17 protein-coding genes are annotated in these 17812 nt (G+C 67.8%); 5 read left to right on the top strand and 12 right to left on the bottom strand.

Translation table 11 applies throughout. The annotated features are described in order from the left end of the window. Nucleotides 1-13 precede the first annotated feature (13 nt). Nucleotides 14-1072 (bottom strand): FUSC family protein, encoded by a 1059-nt coding sequence (locus tag IE302_RS29945; RefSeq protein WP_191257759.1) that lies wholly within the window; start codon nucleotides 1070-1072, stop codon nucleotides 14-16. Between the two features lie 123 nt (nucleotides 1073-1195). Here IE302_RS29945 and IE302_RS29940 point away from each other — a divergent pair, with 123 nt between their 5' ends. Further along, on the top strand, nucleotides 1196-3301 hold the full coding sequence (locus tag IE302_RS29940) for a catalase (RefSeq protein ID WP_191257758.1): 2106 nt from the start codon (nucleotides 1196-1198) through the stop codon (nucleotides 3299-3301). A gap of 7 nt (nucleotides 3302-3308) precedes the next feature. On the opposite strand, the gene IE302_RS29935 is transcribed toward IE302_RS29940, so the two are convergent. From IE302_RS29935 to IE302_RS29915, 5 genes are all read right to left on the bottom strand, one after another. Next, complete coding sequence (locus IE302_RS29935; RefSeq protein ID WP_191257757.1) at nucleotides 3309-4163, bottom strand: SDR family oxidoreductase; 855 nt, start codon at nucleotides 4161-4163, stop codon at nucleotides 3309-3311. An 85-nt stretch (nucleotides 4164-4248) separates the two neighbouring features. Continuing rightward, nucleotides 4249-4470 (bottom strand): DUF6480 family protein, encoded by a 222-nt coding sequence (locus IE302_RS29930; protein WP_191257756.1) that lies wholly within the window; start codon nucleotides 4468-4470, stop codon nucleotides 4249-4251. 227 nt (nucleotides 4471-4697) lie between these two features. Further along, nucleotides 4698-4889: a hypothetical protein gene (locus IE302_RS29925; RefSeq protein WP_191257755.1), complete on the bottom strand. Its 192-nt coding sequence runs from the start codon at nucleotides 4887-4889 to the stop codon at nucleotides 4698-4700. 43 nt (nucleotides 4890-4932) lie between these two features. Further along, nucleotides 4933-5130: a DUF2795 domain-containing protein gene (locus tag IE302_RS29920; RefSeq protein ID WP_191257754.1), complete on the bottom strand. Its 198-nt coding sequence runs from the start codon at nucleotides 5128-5130 to the stop codon at nucleotides 4933-4935. 68 nt (nucleotides 5131-5198) lie between these two features. Beyond that, nucleotides 5199-5474, bottom strand: coding sequence for an MFS transporter (locus tag IE302_RS29915; RefSeq protein ID WP_191257753.1), 276 nt, complete (start codon nucleotides 5472-5474; stop codon nucleotides 5199-5201). A gap of 332 nt (nucleotides 5475-5806) precedes the next feature. On the opposite strand from IE302_RS29915, the gene IE302_RS29910 reads away from it, so the two are divergent. Beyond that, nucleotides 5807-6751 carry an alpha/beta fold hydrolase gene (locus IE302_RS29910; protein ID WP_191257752.1) on the top strand — a complete coding sequence of 315 codons (945 nt, stop codon included), beginning with the start codon at nucleotides 5807-5809 and terminating at the stop codon, nucleotides 6749-6751. Nucleotides 6752-6765: 14 nt separating this feature from the next. Here the strand turns inward: IE302_RS29910 and IE302_RS29905 are convergent, their stop codons facing one another. Genes IE302_RS29905 through IE302_RS29895 form a run of 3 tightly spaced genes read right to left on the bottom strand, consistent with a single transcriptional unit; the run spans nucleotide 6766 to nucleotide 9828 of the window. Further along, nucleotides 6766-8580, bottom strand: coding sequence for an FtsX-like permease family protein (locus IE302_RS29905; protein ID WP_191257751.1), 1815 nt, complete (start codon nucleotides 8578-8580; stop codon nucleotides 6766-6768). A gap of 1 nt (nucleotide 8581) precedes the next feature. After that, nucleotides 8582-9307 carry an ABC transporter ATP-binding protein gene (locus IE302_RS29900; RefSeq protein WP_191257750.1) on the bottom strand — a complete coding sequence of 242 codons (726 nt, stop codon included), beginning with the start codon at nucleotides 9305-9307 and terminating at the stop codon, nucleotides 8582-8584. Then, nucleotides 9304-9828 carry a PadR family transcriptional regulator gene (locus tag IE302_RS29895; RefSeq protein ID WP_191257749.1) on the bottom strand — a complete coding sequence of 175 codons (525 nt, stop codon included), beginning with the start codon at nucleotides 9826-9828 and terminating at the stop codon, nucleotides 9304-9306. The genes IE302_RS29900 and IE302_RS29895 overlap by 4 nt, the downstream gene beginning before the upstream one ends. Before the next feature lie 612 nt (nucleotides 9829-10440). Here IE302_RS29895 and IE302_RS29890 point away from each other — a divergent pair. Continuing rightward, nucleotides 10441-11235 (top strand): helix-turn-helix domain-containing protein, encoded by a 795-nt coding sequence (locus IE302_RS29890; RefSeq protein WP_191257748.1) that lies wholly within the window; start codon nucleotides 10441-10443, stop codon nucleotides 11233-11235. Between the two features lie 56 nt (nucleotides 11236-11291). Here IE302_RS29890 and IE302_RS29885 read toward each other — a convergent pair whose 3' ends face one another. Both IE302_RS29885 and IE302_RS29880 read right to left on the bottom strand, forming a co-directional pair. After that, nucleotides 11292-12806 carry a PP2C family protein-serine/threonine phosphatase gene (locus IE302_RS29885; protein WP_229908012.1) on the bottom strand — a complete coding sequence of 505 codons (1515 nt, stop codon included), beginning with the start codon at nucleotides 12804-12806 and terminating at the stop codon, nucleotides 11292-11294. Between the two features lie 611 nt (nucleotides 12807-13417). Beyond that, nucleotides 13418-14014 (bottom strand): response regulator transcription factor, encoded by a 597-nt coding sequence (locus IE302_RS29880; protein WP_191257747.1) that lies wholly within the window; start codon nucleotides 14012-14014, stop codon nucleotides 13418-13420. 258 nt (nucleotides 14015-14272) lie between these two features. On the opposite strand from IE302_RS29880, the gene IE302_RS29875 reads away from it, so the two are divergent. Then, nucleotides 14273-15907, top strand: coding sequence for a flavin-containing monooxygenase (locus IE302_RS29875; protein WP_229908011.1), 1635 nt, complete (start codon nucleotides 14273-14275; stop codon nucleotides 15905-15907). Continuing rightward, nucleotides 15904-17316: an MFS transporter gene (locus IE302_RS29870; RefSeq protein ID WP_191257746.1), complete on the top strand. Its 1413-nt coding sequence runs from the start codon at nucleotides 15904-15906 to the stop codon at nucleotides 17314-17316. The genes IE302_RS29875 and IE302_RS29870 overlap by 4 nt, the downstream gene beginning before the upstream one ends. Here the strand turns inward: IE302_RS29870 and IE302_RS29865 are convergent. Then, nucleotides 17309-17809, bottom strand: coding sequence for a glycine-rich domain-containing protein (locus IE302_RS29865; RefSeq protein ID WP_229908010.1), 501 nt, complete (start codon nucleotides 17807-17809; stop codon nucleotides 17309-17311). The genes IE302_RS29870 and IE302_RS29865 overlap by 8 nt on opposite strands. Between the last annotated feature and the right edge of the window lie 3 nt (nucleotides 17810-17812).

Below are 17812 nucleotides of genomic sequence, written 5' to 3'. Positions count from 1 at the left end.
TCGTCGCCCCGACTTAATCGGCGTGGAGCCGCTGGACGAGACGCCGGGCAGGCAGCGCCATGGCTCCGAGCCCGATCGACGTGGTGACCTCGTCGGTGGGTGTGACGAGCAGGTGGTCGATCTCTCCGACCAGCTCACGGCATCGATCGAGCCTCTGGGGGTCACCCGAACGGGTCACCGCGGCGAGCGCTTCGAGCAGCTCGCCGACGACCCCGCGCGCGTACTCGCCGGGATGCCGGAACGGCTGCTCGCTCCGGGCGGCTTCGCTCACCGCGTCGATCAGCTGGGCGAGCGGCGGCCACAGGGTGACGAGGTTCGCCAGCGGCTCCTCACGGGTCTCACGCCGCCCGCGGAGATTCAGGTACCGGCCTTCCCTGGTCCAGTCGATCGCGTCCTCCGCTTCGGCGACCAGACTGCGGACGTCACGCATCCGGTCGTGCAGGCGGTCGGCCGCTTCGGGCGGTTCGCCGCCGCGGACCAGCGCCGCCGTCTCGTCGAGGACGTCCGCGATCGCCGAGGCCAGCCGGGACGTCGCCGCCCGCAGGCGTTCCCCGTGCAGCGGTGGCAGGACCACCGCATTCAGGACCGCGCCGATCGCAGCCCCCAGTGCGGTTTCCAGCAGCCTGTCCGCGAGCAGGATGGGTTCGGTCGCGCTGCCGTAGGAGATCAGCAGCATGCCGGTGACCCCGATCCACACGCCCGAGTCGCCGAATCCCCGCCACGAACCGACCAGCAACCCGGTGAAGACGACCAGCCCGAGCGCCACCGTCACCGACGGGATGACCTGGCCGGCGCCCGCCGCGAGCAGCACTCCCACGCTCACCGCGCCGACCTGCTGCGCCCAGCCGCGCAGCGACCGGTAGACGGTGGCCTGCACGAGGAACACGGCCGCGTACGGTGCCAGGAAAGGTTGGGGCAACTCCAGCACCGAGGTCGCGACGATCCACGCGAGCACCGCCGCCACCGCGGCCTTCGTGGTCTGGACCAGGTTCCGGCGTTCCTCCCCCGGAACCCGGAACGCCCTGGCGATCCAGCCGAATGGTGCCGCCCAGCGGTTCCGGGCGTCCGTCATTCGCACCTCCTCGCGATTTCGCAATCCGGTTACCCCGGGTATCCGTCTCGCACACCTGCCCGTTTGCGGATCCCGAGCGCGGGTAGCCGCGAGGGAACCCACCACTGCGAAGGGGCGAGATCTGTGGCACAGCACCGAGAAGACGCGAAGGACGAACAACTGCACGGAAGCAGGGTGGATCCGGACGGCACCGCGTTGACGACGCAGCAGGGCGTCCGGGTCGATCACACGGACGACTCGCTGACGGCGGGGACCCGGGGCCCGACCCTGCTCGAAGATTTCCATGCCCGCGAGAAGATCACGCATTTCGACCACGAGCGCATCCCCGAGCGGGTGGTGCACGCGCGCGGCGCGGGTGCTTACGGCTTCTTCGAGGCCTACGACGACGCACTGGCGGACTACACGGTCGCCGAGTTCCTCACCAGCGGTGAGAAGATCCCTGTGTTCGTGCGGTTCTCCACTGTCGCCGGTTCGCGCGGCTCGGCCGACACCGTCCGCGACGTGCGCGGCTTCGCGACCAAATTCTACACCCGGCAGGGGAACTACGACCTCGTCGGCAACAACATGCCGGTGTTCTTCATCCAGGACGGGATCAAGTTCCCCGACTTCGTGCACGCGGTCAAACCCGAGCCGCACAACGAGATCCCGCAGGCGCAGTCGGCGCACGACACGTTCTGGGACTTCGTCTCGCTGCAACCGGAAAGCCTGCACATGGTGCTCTGGCTGATGTCCGACCGCGCGCTTCCCCGCAGCTACCGGATGATGCAGGGCTTCGGTGTCCACACCTTCCGGCTCGTCGACGCCGAAGGCAAGGGTACCTTCGTGAAGTTCCATTGGAAGCCCGTGCTCGGCACGCATTCCCTGGTATGGGACGAATGCCAGAAGATCGCGGGCAAGGACCCCGACTTCAACCGGCGCGACCTGTGGGACGCGATCGAGTCCGGGCAGTACCCGGAATGGGAACTGGGTGTCCAGTTGGTGGACGAAGACGCGGAGCACGACTTCGATTTCGACCTGCTCGACGCGACGAAGATCATCCCCGAGGAGCTGGTGCCCGTCCAGCCGGTCGGGCGTATGGTCCTGGACCGCAATCCCGACGACTTCTTCGCCGAGACCGAGCAGATCGCCTTCCACACCGCCAACATCGTGCCCGGCATCGACTTCACCAACGATCCGCTGTTGCAGGCACGGAACTTCTCGTACCTCGATACCCAGCTGATCCGGCTCGGCGGCCCCAACTTCTCCCAGCTCCCGGTGAACCGGCCGATCGCGCCGGTGCACACGAACCAGCGCGACGGGCACAGCCAGCACAACGTCCACAAGGGACGGACGAGCTACTTCCCGAACTCGCTCGGCGGCGGCTGCCCGGCGATCGCCGATTCGGGGGTCTTCCGGCACTACACCGAAGCCGTTTCGGGCCACAAGATCCGGGAACGCAGCGAGAGCTTCAAGGACTTCTACAGCCAGGCGACGCTGTTCTGGAACAGCATGTCCCCGGTCGAACGCGAGCACATCGTCGCCGCGTTCCGGTTCGAACTCGGCAAGGTCGAGGACCGGGAGGTCCGGGCCCGCACGGTCACCGAACTCAACAACGTCGACCACGACCTGGCGGCCAGGGTGGCCGAGGGGATCGGGGTGAGCGTGCCTGCCGCGCCGGCCGCGCCGCACCACGACCGCACCTCGCCCGCGCTTTCCCAGCTCAACCAGCCTTCCGGCACGGCGGCCGGCCGGAAAGTCGCCGTACTCGCCGCCGACGGGGTGGACACGATCGGTGTCGGGCGCGTCGTCGAGGCGCTGACCGAGCAAGGCGCGATCGCCGAGGTCCTCTCCCCCACCGAGGCCGAACTCCGGCCGGGTGGCGAGGGCGATCCCCTTCGACCGGACAGGCAGCTCAACACCATGGCGTCGGTGCTCTATGACGCCGTCGTCGTCCCGTGCGGCCCGAGTGCGATCTCCATCCTCGAACGCGACGGCTATGCGGTGCATTTCGTCGCCGAGGCCTACAAGCACGGGAAGCCAGTGGCCGCGTTCGGCTCCGGGCTGGATCTGTTGCGCCGGGCTGGGGTGACCTCGAAGCTGGCCGACGACGTCGAAACCCTGATCGACCAGGGCGTGGTCACCACCACGGCGGCCGAGGCGAGTCTCCCCGACGGTTTCTTCGCCTCGTTCACCGCTCAACTGGGCGAGCATCGCTCGTGGCTGCGAAAGACCGGCTCGATCCCCGCCTGACCAGCGGTCAGCCCGGGGTGGTCTCGCCGCCCAGCGCCGCGATGACCTCGCCGCTGTAGTACGACGAAAGGCGATTGGACGCCAGGAAGACGTACGACGGCGCGAGGTCGTCGGGGTGAGCGGCGCGCTCGAACGGGACCTGCAGGCCGAACTTCTCCACCTTCTCGGGCGGGAAGGTCGACGGAATCAGCGGTGTCCACACCGGACCCGGTGCGACGCAGTTGATCCGGACGCCGCGGTCGGCCAGCGCCTGCGCCATCGCGTACGTCCACGCGTGCACGGCGCCCTTGGTCGCGGAGTAGTCGATGAGGGACTTGTTGCCCCGCAGGCCGTTCACCGAACCGGTGTTGATGATCACCGATCCTTCGCCCAGATGGGGCAGCGCGGCGTTCGTCACCCGGAAGAAGCTGTGGATGTTCACGTCGAAGGTGTGCGTCCACTGTTCGTCGGTGAGTTCCTCCGGGGAGTCCACCGGCCATTGGGTGGCGACGTTGTTGACCAGGATGTCCAGGCCGCCGAGTTCCGCGACCGTGCGATCGACGATCTCCCGGCACTGTTTCGCTTCGGCCAGGTCACCCGGCAGAAGGAGGCACTCGCGCCCCTCGGCGCGCACGCGCTCCTCCGTGTACTTCGCGTCCTCGTGCTCACTGAGGTAGGCGATTGCCACGTCGGCGCCCTCCTTCGCGAAGGCGATGGCCACCGCGCGGCCGATCCCGGAGTCGCCGCCGGTGATGAGCGCGCGTTTACCGCTCAGCAGGCCACGGCCCTCGTAGTCCTCCATGGAGTCGCGCGGCCGCGGGTCCATCTCGGACGTCAGGCCGGGCGGCTCCTGCTGCTGCGGCGGACGCAGTTTGTCGGCCATCGAAGACTCCCTCCGGTCGGGTGCTTTCCGGCGGATTACCCGAGTGAGAGCGGTCCTGAACATGTTCACCGCGGGCTTCGGCCTCTCAAAGCAGGTCGAGCGCGCGAAGCACGAAGAACCCCGCGACACCCACCACGAGGATCCCGATCACGATGATCGTGATGACCGCGGGCTTGCGCGACGGGATCGGCTGCGGATGGGACAGGCCCGAGGTCTGCCCGGCGTCCGGCGGGGTATCACCGGGCGGTACGGAACCGCCAGGTTCCAAGCCGGGAGCATCCTGTGGCTCTGGTCCGGGGGTGGTCATGGTCTTCACGGTGACAGACCTGTCGCGACCCGGCAGTGTGGACGGGAATCAGGTTTGAAGAGCTTCGCCAGGGGTCATTCCGCGCTCGGACGGGACGGTTCCCGTTGTCGCGTCGAGCAGTCGGCGTCGCGTCGCGACGAGACGGCAAGGGCTTAAGGGCGCCACCGCCTTTCCTGCCTAGGTCAGTTCCGGACGGCGTCCACCCGCTGCCGTCACGACTGGAGTGATCATTTCCGTTCATCCCGTGAACCGCGAGCCGCCCAGAGATGGAAACCCACCGCGACCGCGAGCACGGCGCACCACAGGACGAAATAGCCGGGCACCCAGTGACGGATCAGAGCCATCAGGCCGACCAGCAGAACCAGGGCCGTGCCGACAGCCGTGAACAGGGACACCGCGCTGGCAGGACGTCCAGCCATGAATCTCCTCAGGTCACCAGGGATTTCCTCGGCGACTCGCGCCTCATGGCATCTCCCGGGGGTCGACGTCCTGACCCAGTAGTCGGTGCACCGCATTCGCGTTCTCGTACCGCTGCTCGGGCAGCTTGCCGAGATGGCCGAGGACGTCGTCACCGGCTCCCTGGGCGGTGGCGCTGCGGAGCAGGTCAGCGCGCTCGCACGGGTACTCGACTTCGGAGAGGTATTCGCGGACGTCCGACATGGGACTCCCTTCTCGTCGATCTCCTTTCACGTACCCTCGTTCAGGGCCGGCTAAGCACGCGGGATGGATCAGCGGCGCGGAGCCGCGACTCGCGGCCCGCTCACCCCCAGGGTCGCGAATGTGCCCAGGTCAGCGGCCCCCAGCGCCACGAAGATGCCCGAGGGCAGATCCGGCGCACCACTCCCGAGCGCTACCGTGCTGACCACTGCCGTGCCGAGCGCGGAACCGAGCTGCGGCGCGGTGTTGAGCAGACCGGAGTCGATGCCGCGGTCGGTCTCCCCCACCACGGCCGTCCCGGCGTTCGTCGCCGCGCTAAGGCCGATTCCCGCGATCGCGAGCGACACCGCGAATCCTGCCGACGAGCCGGTTCAGCAGCCGGGGGCCCAGCCAGCTCCCGCCCACCACTTCACCGTCTCGCTACGCCGACTCCCCTGCGATGTAGCGGTTCAAAATCCAAGTTCGCGGGGTACTCGTGAAGACCCGCCACCGAGTGAGGACCAGCCGTGTCGCAACCGCCAATACCCGTCGAGCCGACCAGGGTTCCGTCCGCTGGCTCCACCGCGTCCGCGGGAGCCTCGTGGAAGTCGGGTTCGCGGACCAGGCTCGCCTCGTACGCCGTTTCGGGACCTTCCAAGGGTCATAGCCGACGAAAACACGCCGCAAAGAACGGAAACCCATGTTCGAAGGATTCACGCTCGAAGAAGTCGACGTCGGCGAAGTGACCCTAAGGGTCCGCCACGGCGGCTCGGGGCCGCCTCTCGTGCTCCTGCACGGACATCCCCGCACACACACCACCTGGTACGACGTCGCGCCCCGGCTCGCGGACGCATTCACCGTCGTCTGCCCGGACCTTCGCGGCTACGGCCAATCCTCGAAGCCCGAGAGCACCGAAGATCACTCCGCGCATTCGAAACGTGCCATGGCTAACGACATCGTCGCGCTCATGCGCCATCTCGGCCACGAGCGGTTCGCCGTCGCAGGTCACGACAGAGGTAGTTCGGTCGCCTACCGGCTCGCCCTTGACCATCCGGCGTCCGTCACGAAACTCGCCGTCTTGGACGGTGTCCCGATCGGCGAGCATCTCGGCCGCGCCGACGCGAAGTTCGCTCAGGCCTGGTGGCACTGGTTCTTCTTCGGCCAGCTCGCGAAACCCGCCGAGAGGGTCATCAACGCGGATCCGGACGCTTGGTACGGCGGCGATCCCGAAGCGATGGGCGCCGAGAACCACGCCGACTTCCTTCGCGCGATCCACGATCCTGAAACCGTCCACGCCATGCTCGAGGATTACCGCGCGGGGCTCGGCCTCGATCGCGAAGCCGACGACGCCGACAAAGCGGCCGGCAACAGGATCGCCTGCCCGGTACTCGTACTGTGGTCCAGCCTCGACGACCTCGAACACCTCTACGGCGATCCCGTCGCCATCTGGCGTGATTGGAGCGTGGACGTCCGTGGGTCCGCCATCGAGTCCGGACACCACATGGCAGAGGAGAACCCTGGCGACCTCGCCTCGGCGCTCCGTGAGTTCCTGACCCCATTTCCCTGGAGCAGTCCTGAAACACGCCGGCCTTCCAGCGCCGAGCGGGGTCACGTTCTCGATCCAGTGATACAACCCGACCGATAGTCGGCCTCGACGCTTCACAACACGCGAAAGAGCGGAGTTCTCTGGAGTGCGTCCGCGACCGGGCGTCGCGAGAGAACGAGTACCGGAATGACTGTGCACAGGGTGATGGTGAGCAGGATCCCGAGTCCGGGTGCGAGGAGCCAGGAACCGGGCGGGTACTGGGGCCGGCCGCGCCAGGCGAACAGGAAAAGCCCGAGGCCACAAGGGATCCCGGCGGCGGCACCGGGAAGGGCAGGGAGCAGCTGAGCCACGGTCAGGCCCATCCCGGTCTGCCCGGGTGTGGCGCCGAGCGTACGGGCGACGGCCAGTGGGTGCCGGGTGTCGAGAACCGCGGTCCATGTGCTCACCGCGGTGTTGATCACCGCGAGGACGACCAAGACGATGGTCACGACGAACACGGATTGGCCGGTCCCTTCGGTGAGCGGGTTGGCCAAGTCCGCGTCGCCGACAGGGAACGACCGGTCTTGGACCTGGTTCATGAGGACGGCGACCAGTGCGGTCGTGGTGACGAAGGTGTTCACCGTGACGAGCCACGCGCGGTGTGGCCGACGCGCGTTCATGCGCACTCCGATCAGCAAAGTGACGGGCAGGCGGCGCGAAAGCCGGATGCGCCACCGGCTGCGGCGCGGCGGTGCCGCACTGTCGGCGAGTGCCGCGGTGGTGCTGGTCGCGACCGCGCGCACGGCGGGCGCCAGTGTCGCCGCCACGGCGATCGTGATGGCGAGTGCCACAGCGACGACCACCACGCTCAAGCTGGGTGGCCGGGGACCGGCCGTGGTGAGGAGGCCCGCGTTCGGATGGATCAGCGCGGGTGCGGCGAGCCAGCTCGTGACGAGGCCGGCGCCCGCAGCGGTCAGTCCGACCACGAGGTACTCGGCGAGGTGGACGAACGCGATCATGGCCGGGCCGGCGCCGACTGCCTTGAGCAGGCCCACGCGGCGGCGTTGCCCGGCGATCCTGCCCGCGACGATCCCCGAGACACCGGCGACGGCGAGCGCGGTGAGGAGCCAGCTGCCGATCAGCAAGGGTTCCTGTGCTCGTTCGACCGGTCTGCCGTCGAGGTCGGCGATGACCTGCCAGGTGGTGAGGGTGAGCCCGCCGTCGAAGTCGGCACGGTCGAGTGAGGGCCGGACCCTGTCGATGAAGGCCTCGCTCGCCGCCGGGTCGTCGAGCGCGAGATTCAAGCTGTAGGTCGTCGGCTCGCCACCGGCGAGCGTCGCGATGTCCCGGTCGTGGACCCAGACCAGGCCGCCGCGCTCGCTCAACGGGCTGCCGGGAAAGTGCCATCCCGCATAGGGATAGGTGGTCCTGGCCGCCGTGACCGCGATCCCGAGGACGTGCAGCGCGTGGCCGCCGACGTCGACGGTGTCGCCGGGGTGCACTCCGAGAGCTTCGGCGAACGCGCGCTCGACGACAACGCCGCCGGGGCGTACCCAGGTACCGTCGATGATCGCCGGTCGGTCGAGGGCCGACGGCGCGGTGTCGCGGCCTTCGACGACGGCCTGCACGGCATTGCCGCGGGCGGTCAGTTCGAGGAAGGCGACGGGATACGGTCCACTGTGGCCGGTGACGCCGGGCGCGGTCGTCAGCGGCGCGAGGTCGGCCAGCGCGTCGTCGCCGGTGGACAGCGGTCTCGCCACGACGTCGGGGCCCGCGGTGGCCGACCGGGTGTGCTCGTAGGGCAGGGCGGCGCCGTCGTCGAGCGCGAGGCCGAGGGTCAGCGTGCCGGTCGCGGCGGTGATGGCGATCAGCAGCAGGAGGGTCTCGGCGGGGCGTCGGCGCAGGTCTCGCACCAGGAGCCGGAGTACGAGCAGCAGGCGGCCCGCCACGTCAGCGCCACCCGTCGTGCAGGAGCCCCGAAGTGACGCCGGCGAGCCGGCTGTCGTCGGCGAAAGCCCCGTCGCGCATGGTGATCACCCGGTCGGCGACCGCGGCGATCCGGGTGTCGTGGGTGACCACGACCAGCGTCTGTCCCATGGAGCGCAGATCCTCGAACAAGCGCAGCATCTCCAGGGTCGCCGTACTGTCCAGGTTCCCGGTGGGTTCGTCGGCCAGCACGACGAGGGGTTCGTTGCAGAGCGCGCGAGCGACGGCGACCCGCTGGCGCTGGCCGCCGGACAGGGCCGAGGGCAGGTGACCGGCCCGATCGTCGAGCCCGACCCGGTCCAGCAGATACCTGGCGCGCCGCCGCGCCGCACGGGGAGACTGCCCGCCCAGCAACCCGGCCAGCTCGACGTTCTCCACCGCCGTCAGCTCCTCCATGAGGTGGAACGACTGGAACACGAACCCGACCGTGCTCCGCCTCAGCCGGGCCAGGGCCCGCTCGCCGAGCGTGTCGGTCCGGCGACCGGCCAGCCACACCCGTCCCGCGGTGGGGCGCTGCAGACCGCCCAGCAGGTGCAGGAGCGTGGACTTCCCGCAGCCGCTGGGGCCCATGATGGCCAGCGTCTGCCCGGCGGGCACGGAGAGGTCGACCTCGTCGACCGCGCGCACCAGCCCTTCGCCCTGGCCGTACCGCATGCTCAGCCGGTGTGCCCGGAGCAGTTCCTCGGTCATGCGCCCGTCCTTCGCCCTTGCCAGGTACGTTCGCACGCCTCCAGCCATTCCAGGTCGGCTCGCAACCGGAGCACGACACCTTCCAGCAGCAGCGCGGCGACCGGGTCCACCGATCTGTCCAAGGCTGCCCGCTGCGCGTCCCGCAGCCTGCGCAGTACCTCACGCCGCTGGGCGTCGACGAGCGCCACGGGATCGGCGAGGCGCGCGGTGGCGGCGGACACCAGCTTGAGGTGGAACTCCGTGAGATCGGGCTTCGGCCAGCTCACCTCCGACAACCACGACGTGACCCTGTCCTGGCCGCGGGGAGTGAGCGCGTAGACGCGCCGGTCCGGCCGGTCCGGCAAGCCCTCGGCACGTTCCGAGGTCACCATCCCGGCCTTCGTCAACCTGGTCAGGGTCACGTAGATCTGCCCGGCGTTCATGGCGTCTCCGAGCGGACCGAGCGCGTCACGCACCCTGGCCCGCAGCTCGTACCCATGCGCGGGCTCCTTCGCCAGCAGCGCCAGCACCACGTCCTGCATCCGATCGCACCTCCACCTGAGAGGTATAGATAACGGTTATCCATACCTCTGTCAAGATCGTCGGCGCCGAGGCGGCTCATCACCGTCGCGGCCGATTCACGAGAGGGATCGACGAGGTCCGAGTACTTCACGAAATGCCGGAGCCGAGGCCGCGACAATTCCTTTCGGAACGCGGTACCGACCTCAGGGTACGCGGATCTGCGTAGTCGACGGTCGATCAACGCGAATGGCTGCTCTAACGTGGAGAACAAAGCCACGGAGGTGACGGATTTCGAAAATCAACCTCCGCCTTCTCTCAAATTTTGCAAATTCCTCTCTGCGCGATCTTACGGCCGCCGCTCCGCCGGTTTACGTTTGACATTAGGCGCGAACTTCGGCTACCGATCGCAGGAACCCTGCCGAAATTGATATTCGGCCATCCGGAGCAAGACGATGACCATATCCGGTGAATCAGTTCTCCCCTGGCGTTCAACGACCGCCGCCGTGTAGCATTCATGGGCAGTGAACGTTCCAAGCCGTGCGACGTTGACGTGCATCACGCGGATCCCGCTTCACTGCCGCAGGATTCAGATACTCGGCAGGGTTTGAAGTGACGGGGAATAGGCGATCCTGATGGTCAGAGCCGTAGTTTTGACACGTTCGGAGGACCGGCCGACTCCGGAGCGCGACAGTCCGCTGGGACGCTCGTTCGCGATCCTCCAGGCGATACGCGAGGCCGACAGTCCGAGCACCTTGTCCGACATCGCGCGCAAGACCGGTCTGCCGAAGAGCACCGTGCACCGGCTACTCGCTGAGCTGCTTGTTCTGGCAGCAGTACACAAGACCAGCGGTGGATACCAGCTCGGCAAAACCGTGCAGGCGCTGGCGGGGCCTGGCGACCATGGACAGGCCATCGCGTTGCGCCGCGTGTTCCGTCCGCTGCTGATCACCGTGCACACCAGAACCCAATACCTGGCCGGACTGGCGATCGCGGTGGACTGCACGATCGAGTGGGTCGACCTGATGTACAGCCAGGAGTGGACCAAGCTGATCCACCTCATCGAAGGCAAGACAGACTTGTGTACCAGCGCGGCAGGTAAAGCCCTGCTGGCGTACGACCCCGATCTCGTATCCGCGCGGTGCGCCCCGCACGTACCCGGAAGCGGACGTCCGGAGCATGCGAAGCCGCCGGCAAACCTTGCCACTGAGATGATTCAGATTCGGAAGACCGGGTCATCGATGGACCTGCGAGGCGAGAACCTCGGCATCCAGGCTATGGCAGTCCCGTTGTTCGGAGCGTCGAAGCAGCCGATCGCGGCCCTGAGTATCGGTTGCCGGCGGGACCGGTTCGAGCCAGCGGTGGCGAAGACCGTGCTGCGCACAGCAAGCCTCCACGCTCACGGGTTGCTACTGGGTCACCTTCGCTGACACGTACTCGCAGCAGCCCGGAACCCAGCGACAGAACTGGACCGTAGTGCCATGGACTACCGTCTCCTGGCCCTCCCGTCAACGGCGGCGAGATGCCTTCCCTCCGATGCGGCGATCGCCAGCAGGGCGATGTCGTCATGGTGGCCGTGTTCGCTCCACTCCGCGGCTCGCATGTGAATGTGCTCCGCCACAGCGGAAGCGGTCGTGTTCGCCATCGCCGCCAGCGCGGCCCTCAACCGGTCGTCGCCGAAGTGCTGATCGCCTTGAGGACCGCCGACCGCCTCGGTGATCCCGGCCGTATACAGCAGGCACATATCCCCCAGGCGCAGCGCCACCGCAGCGGTCGACGACACGATCTGCGGCATCGCTTCGCTCTGCACGGTGGAGGTCGACACCTCCTCCACCGCGCCGTCGCTGCGCACGACCAGCGGCGAAAGGTGCCCGCCGCAGGTCAGCCGCAGGTGCAGGCGAGCGCCCGTTCGAGTTACTGATGCCAGAGCGAGCGAGGGGAACCGGACTTGATGGGGACCCGCCACTGCGTTGTGCAGCAGTCGAAGCATCAGCTGGTGATCTCGGGTGACCGGCGCCAATGCGCTCAGAACGCTCCGGGCTTTCCCGGTCAGGACCGCCGCTGCCATTTCCCTCTCACCGACTGTCCCCAGTACCGCCAGCCATTCGGACGCATCGTACGGGTCCGTGGCATCCACCGAGTACACGTCGAAGAAGCCGCCACCGACGAAGTCGGACTCGGATGCCGGGCGGTAGCGCCCCGCGAACTCCACCCCGTTGAAGGGTGCCGGCTCGGGCGGGCGCAGATCCCGCATGAGCATCTCGGTGACCGACGCCTGAGCGGACAACGCTCGCGCCGTCGAGATCACGGCACCCGCACGCGCAGCGAATTGCCGGGCGAACGCCTCATCCTGCTCGGTGAAGCTGTGCCGGTCGCATCGGCGCAGCAGCACCAGGGCGCCCACCGGCACTCCAGGGCCGGGTAACGCGGTGACCATGATCGAGCCGATCTCCCCGAAGTCCTCGGGAATCAGCCAGGCAGGCGCCGACGCCGGATCGATCCACGATGAGGGCACGGGTGGTAATCCGGTCAGGACCTCGCCGAGCCCTTCGAGCTCGTCCGCGCAGACCGCGACCCTGCTGTGTACCGGCGCATCGCCACGCACGCACATCGTCACCGGGAACTCTTCGAGACCGCCAGGGGTGATGACCCATGCGGCATCGGCTAGATGGTCCGCAGCAAGCTGCGCTGTCACCCGGATGCACTCATCGGGATCCGCGGCCGCCGGCAGCGAGGCACACATCTCGCTCAGAAGCTGCACGCGGTCCAGTTCCGTTCGCAGCCGCGCATGCGCGTGCCGCAGCCTGGTGTCCTCGACCAGCCACCACGTTACGGTCCCGTCGCCGTGGGGAACTTCATGGGCTTCGAAACTGCGTTCTCCGATCAGCGTGGCGATGGGTTCCCCCGGATCAGAAGTCTCCGACAGCCGATGCAACGGCGTCCTGTCGAGTTGTTCCCCTGCGACCATCCCGATCCGCAAAGCCGCAGCGTTGACAGCCACGACCGCCCGCCCTGACACCACCACCGCAGGGCACGGAGCACCCCACCAGCCCGGCGCTATCCCGCTGTCCAAGTGCCGCGCCGCACGATCGGCTTCCACGATGCCGCTCCTATCGCAATGCCGCGCCTCGAGGTCACATCACCGACCGCCTACCAGGGTAGCCCTGCCGACACCGGATTTCCGCTGTACCTCAGCCGAACACAGCGAAGCCAGCTCAGCGGGCCGCCGAGGTCCGGGGCGGCCCAGTGAGCTGGCCATACTTCTCCGCGATAGACGCGTATTACGGCGGAGGGTCAGGCGTGCGGCCCGCATCGGGTGAACCCATCCAGCGTCTCCCGTGTGCCTCACCAATCGCCTCCAACGCGAGGCTAACTCGCAACGGTCGCTCCAGCCATGGCTTGTTCCGTCCCACGGAACAAGCTCACGGCACCGTGCGTGCACGCGCCTCTGCCGTCGACTCGCCGCACCAGTCCGGAGCCCGCCATTGAGATGAACGCAGAAGGAGGCATGTGGCGGTACTACCTTGCCGAGCAGGACCAGCCCTCTCCGTCCGATGACGGCGGCCACGTAGGCCTTGATCACGTTCGGCGCCCGGGACACACTCTTCGGCGTCAGGTCATGAAGCCACGGCGAAATCCCTGCGCGACCGCGTGTGCGCGGTCGCGCGCTCCGAGCTTGCCGAACAGGCTGCGGGCGTGGGTTTTGATGGTGTTTTCGGCCAGGGACAGCTCACGGCCCATCTCCCCATTGCTTTTGCCTTCGACCATTCCGTGAAGCACCTGCAGTTCACGTTCGGTCAGTTCCACATTGGACGGCGAGTGTACCCGCGGGGCGGGGATCGACACGTTCGCCAGTGTGATGGCGAGCGCGGCGAGGACTTCGGGCCGCGAGGCGTCCCAACGCAGGTAGCCGCGGACACCGTCGGCGATGGCGGTCGCGATGACCCGTACGTCGTCCGGTTCTCCGAACACGACGACATTGGCGCCGGGGTCGGCCGCGACAAGCCGCCGGGCCGATTCGATTCCGCTCGGTGCGGCCCGCCCGGTGCCGATCAGGACCAGATCGGCACGCACGCGGGCGTACCGGGTCAGGAGTTCGTCGGTACGGGCGACGCAGTCGAGGTGCTTGACACCGCGAGCGGCGGCGATCGCGCGGGTGAGGTCTTCGCGAACCCGCCGCCGGTCATCACAGATCAAGACCGTGATCACCGGACTTCCCTCCCCTGATGTGGATCAGCACCCGCGATGACCTACGGCCCCGGACAAGTGGCCGCGAGGTCAGCGTAGCGCACAGAGAGTCACCGACGTTATGGACATCGTCACCAGTCTCACGACGGCGAGCTCGGTGGGCAAGCAGTGCACAGCGAGGCGGTCGGGTGACCGATCTGTCCAAATGATCCTTTTCACGGGTACTGTTGATCAGACGGATCGGGCACGGCGCTTCGATGGCGCCTGGAGGAGGACCTTTTGGGTGACCGCGGGTGGATCGACTACGACGTCCTTGTGATCGGAGCCGGATTCGCCGGGCTGCACATGCTCTCCGAACTGAAAAAGGCAGGATTCCGTTGTCGTGCTTACGAAACCGGTAGCGGCGTGGGCGGGACCTGGTTCTGGAACAGGTATCCCGGTGCGCGCTGTGACATCGAGAGCGTCGACTACTGCTTCCTCCACGACCGGACACTGCACCACGACTGGGTCTGGAGCGAGCGGTTCGCCACCCAGCCGGAGATCTTGCGCTACGCCGAACACTTCGCGGACCGCGCCGGGCTGCTGCCACTGATCACGTTCGACACCAGGATCGTCGCCGCGGACTTCGACACGTCGTCGAGCGTCTGGTCGGTGCGCACGGAACACGGTGACGAAGTGCGGTCCCGGTTCCTGGTCACCGCGGTCGGCTGTATGTCCGCGCCGCAGACACCGGAAATCCCAGGGCTGTCGAGGTTTCGTGGTGAACGGTTCCACACCGCTCGCTGGCCGCGCGAACCGGTCGATCTCGCGGGCAAACGCGTCGGGGTCATCGGCACCGGCTCGTCCGGGATCCAGGTGATCCCGGAGATCGCCGGGAAAGCCGCCGAGGTCGTGGTCTTCCAGCGGACACCGAACTTCAGCGTGCCCGCCGGAAACCGCCCGCTGACCGAAGCCGAACGGGCCGCCGAACCCGCGAAGTACGACGAACGGGTGACCCTCGCGAGTACGACCCGGTTCGGACACGTGGTTCCGGGCACCGGACAGCCGATCCTGAACACCGGGCATGATGATCGGCTGGCCGTGCTCGAAGACCGCTGGGCGCTCGGCGGCACGTCCATCGTGGCCGCCTTCACCGACACCGGGCGGGACCTCCGGGCGAACGCGCTGCTGGCCGATTTCGTCCGGGACAAGATCCGCGCGACGGTGACCGATCCCGAGACCGCGGAACGGCTCGTGCCGAAGGGGTACCCGATCGGCACGAAACGACTTTGCGTCAGCGATGGCTATTTCGCCGCGTTCAACCAGGATCACGTGCGCCTGGTGGACCTTCGCACGGAGCCGATCGAGGAGATCACCGCCGACGGTGTCCGCACCACCGGTGACACCTTCCCCCTCGACGTCCTGGTTTTCGCCACCGGGTTCGACGCCTTCACCGGTGCCCTGACCCGGATGAACATCACCGGACGCGACGGCGTCTCGCTCGCCGAGCAGTGGGAAAAGGGCCCGAAGACCTATCTCGGGCTGGCCATGGCCGGATTCCCGAACCTGTTCACCATCACCGGTCCCGGAAGCACGACGGTGCTGTCGAACGTGCTCCGGGCGATCGAACACCATGTCGGCTGGATCAGGGATCTGCTGCTGACACTGCGCTCGACGGACCGGCTGGTCGCGGAGGCCGAGCCGGCGGCCCAAGAGGACTGGGCCGCCCAAGTGGCCGCGGCCGCGAACCGGACGCTCTACCACCACGCCGACTCCTACTACCTCGGGGCCAACATCGACGGCAAGGCACGGGTGTTCATGCCCTACGCAGGCGGGCTTGACGTGTACCGCCGTATCTGCGATTCCGTGGCCTCGGAAGGGTATCGCGGGTTCACTCTGTCCCGCGAAACCTTGCCGGGACCGGGGACGCGATGAGCCATCACAAGACCGCAACGTCCGTACGCGCCGGGCATCCGTCGCTGTCGGCCCTCGGACTCGGCATCGTGCTGCTGGCCACGCTGCTGCCGATGATGGACTCCTTCATCGTCAACGTCGCATTGCCGACGATCGCCGGGGATCTGGGCGCGGGCAACGCCGATCTCGAACTGGTCGTCGCGGGTTACGGCATCGCGTTCACTTTGTTGCTGGTGCTCGGCGGACGGCTCGGTGACGCGTTCGGGCGGCGCCGAGTGCTGGTGTTCGGGCTGCTGGGATTCGTGCTGACGTCGCTCCTGTGCGCGCTCGCTCCGTCCGCGGGCTGGCTGGTCGCCGCCCGGATCGCGCAGGGCGCCACGGCGGCGCTGATCCCGCCCCAGGTCCTCGGCACCATCCAGGCCACTGTCACGGCTGACCGCCGTGCCCGGGCGATGAGCCTCTATGCCGCGGTCAGCGGACTGGCCGCGGTCCTGGGACTGCTCTTGGGCGGCGTCCTCTTGCAGCTGGATCTGTGGGGTACGTCGTGGCGTCTGCTGTTCCTGGTCAACCTGCCGCTCGGGCTGGCCGCCGCGGTGCTGGCGGTGATCCTGATCCCCGAATCCAGGTCCGACCACCCGGTCGGCGTCGATCTGCGGGGCACGGCGCTACTCGGCGCGACAGTGCTGCTGATCCTCATACCGGTCAACCGCGGCCCGTTGCTCGGCTGGCCTTGGTGGTCGATCGTGCCGCTGTTGCTGGCACCGGTCGCTGCCATCGCGTTGTGGCGCACGGAGAAGCGGGTGTCCGGGTCCGGCAAGGTGCCACTGCTGCCGCCCACCGTGCTCGCCGAACCGCGGGTGCGTGGCGGGCTGCTGATGCTCGGACCGTTTCTCGCGGCATGGGGCGGTTTCCTGTTCGCCCTGCCTTTGACGTTGCAGCACGGCTACGGCCTCTCCCCGCTGTCCGCCGGGCTCGCCGTGGTCCCGATGTCGCTGGCTTTCCTGATCGGTTCCTTCGTCGTTCCGGCGCTGCGCGCCAGGTTCACCGGCAGGGTCGTTCCCGGCGGCGCGCTGGTACAGGGACTCGGCGTGGGCTGGCTGCTCGCGGCGGTGTCGCTGGGCTGGCTGGGCAACGCCGGGTGGACCGCGCTACCGGGTCTGGTGCTGATCGGGCTCGGGCAGGCGCTGGTGGTGGGCGCCGCGAACATTTCGGTACTCGGCGCGGTGCCCCCCGCCTACGCGGGAGTCGGTGGTGGAGTGCTGGTGACCACACAGCAGGGGTCGATGGCCGTCGGTGTGGCCGTGCTCGGCACCGTGTTCTCGGTGGCACTGAGTCACGGCCACGCGACCGCCTTCGGTTTCGTACTGGGGGTTCAGCTGCTCACCTGTGTCGTCGTCGCCGGCGTCTTCCGGGAAAAGGCCGTCAGCTGACGGCCGCCGCGTCGAGTTCGGCGATCTGCTCGAGAGACATGCCCAGTTCCTCGACGAGGAACCGCACCATCGTCCAGTGCGGCAAAGCACCCTCGTCGAACGGACCGAATTCCCCGATGTACAGCGGAATCCAGCGCAAGGCTTCAGCCGCGGCCTGCTCGCGGGGCGGTTCCTCCTGGTACTCGCCGTAACTGATGCTGCGGTGCTCGATGAAGAACCGGCCGGGAAGCCGCTCACACAAGTCCCGGTACTCGCTGGTCTGCAGTATCAGGTAGTGCCAGATCTCGTCGATCTCCTGCTCCACCGGCAGGAACAGACCGGCGAGTTCGTCGTGGTGCGCGGAGACCAGGTAGAGGTAGCGCAGGCACTCCAGCGTTTGGCGCGACACGTACTCGGCAGGCTCACCCGTCTTCCCGGTGAAATAGTCGACCACCTCGGTGTACAACGGCTCACCGAGAAGAGAGCGCAGATCGGCCTCGGAGACAAGGGACACGAT

This window comes from Amycolatopsis oliviviridis (assembly GCF_014654365.1).
GTDB classification, from domain to species: Bacteria; Actinomycetota; Actinomycetes; order Mycobacteriales; family Pseudonocardiaceae; genus Amycolatopsis; species Amycolatopsis oliviviridis.
The sequence above is the reverse complement of the archived record's forward strand: the minus strand, read 5'-3'. Positions and strand labels throughout refer to the sequence as shown.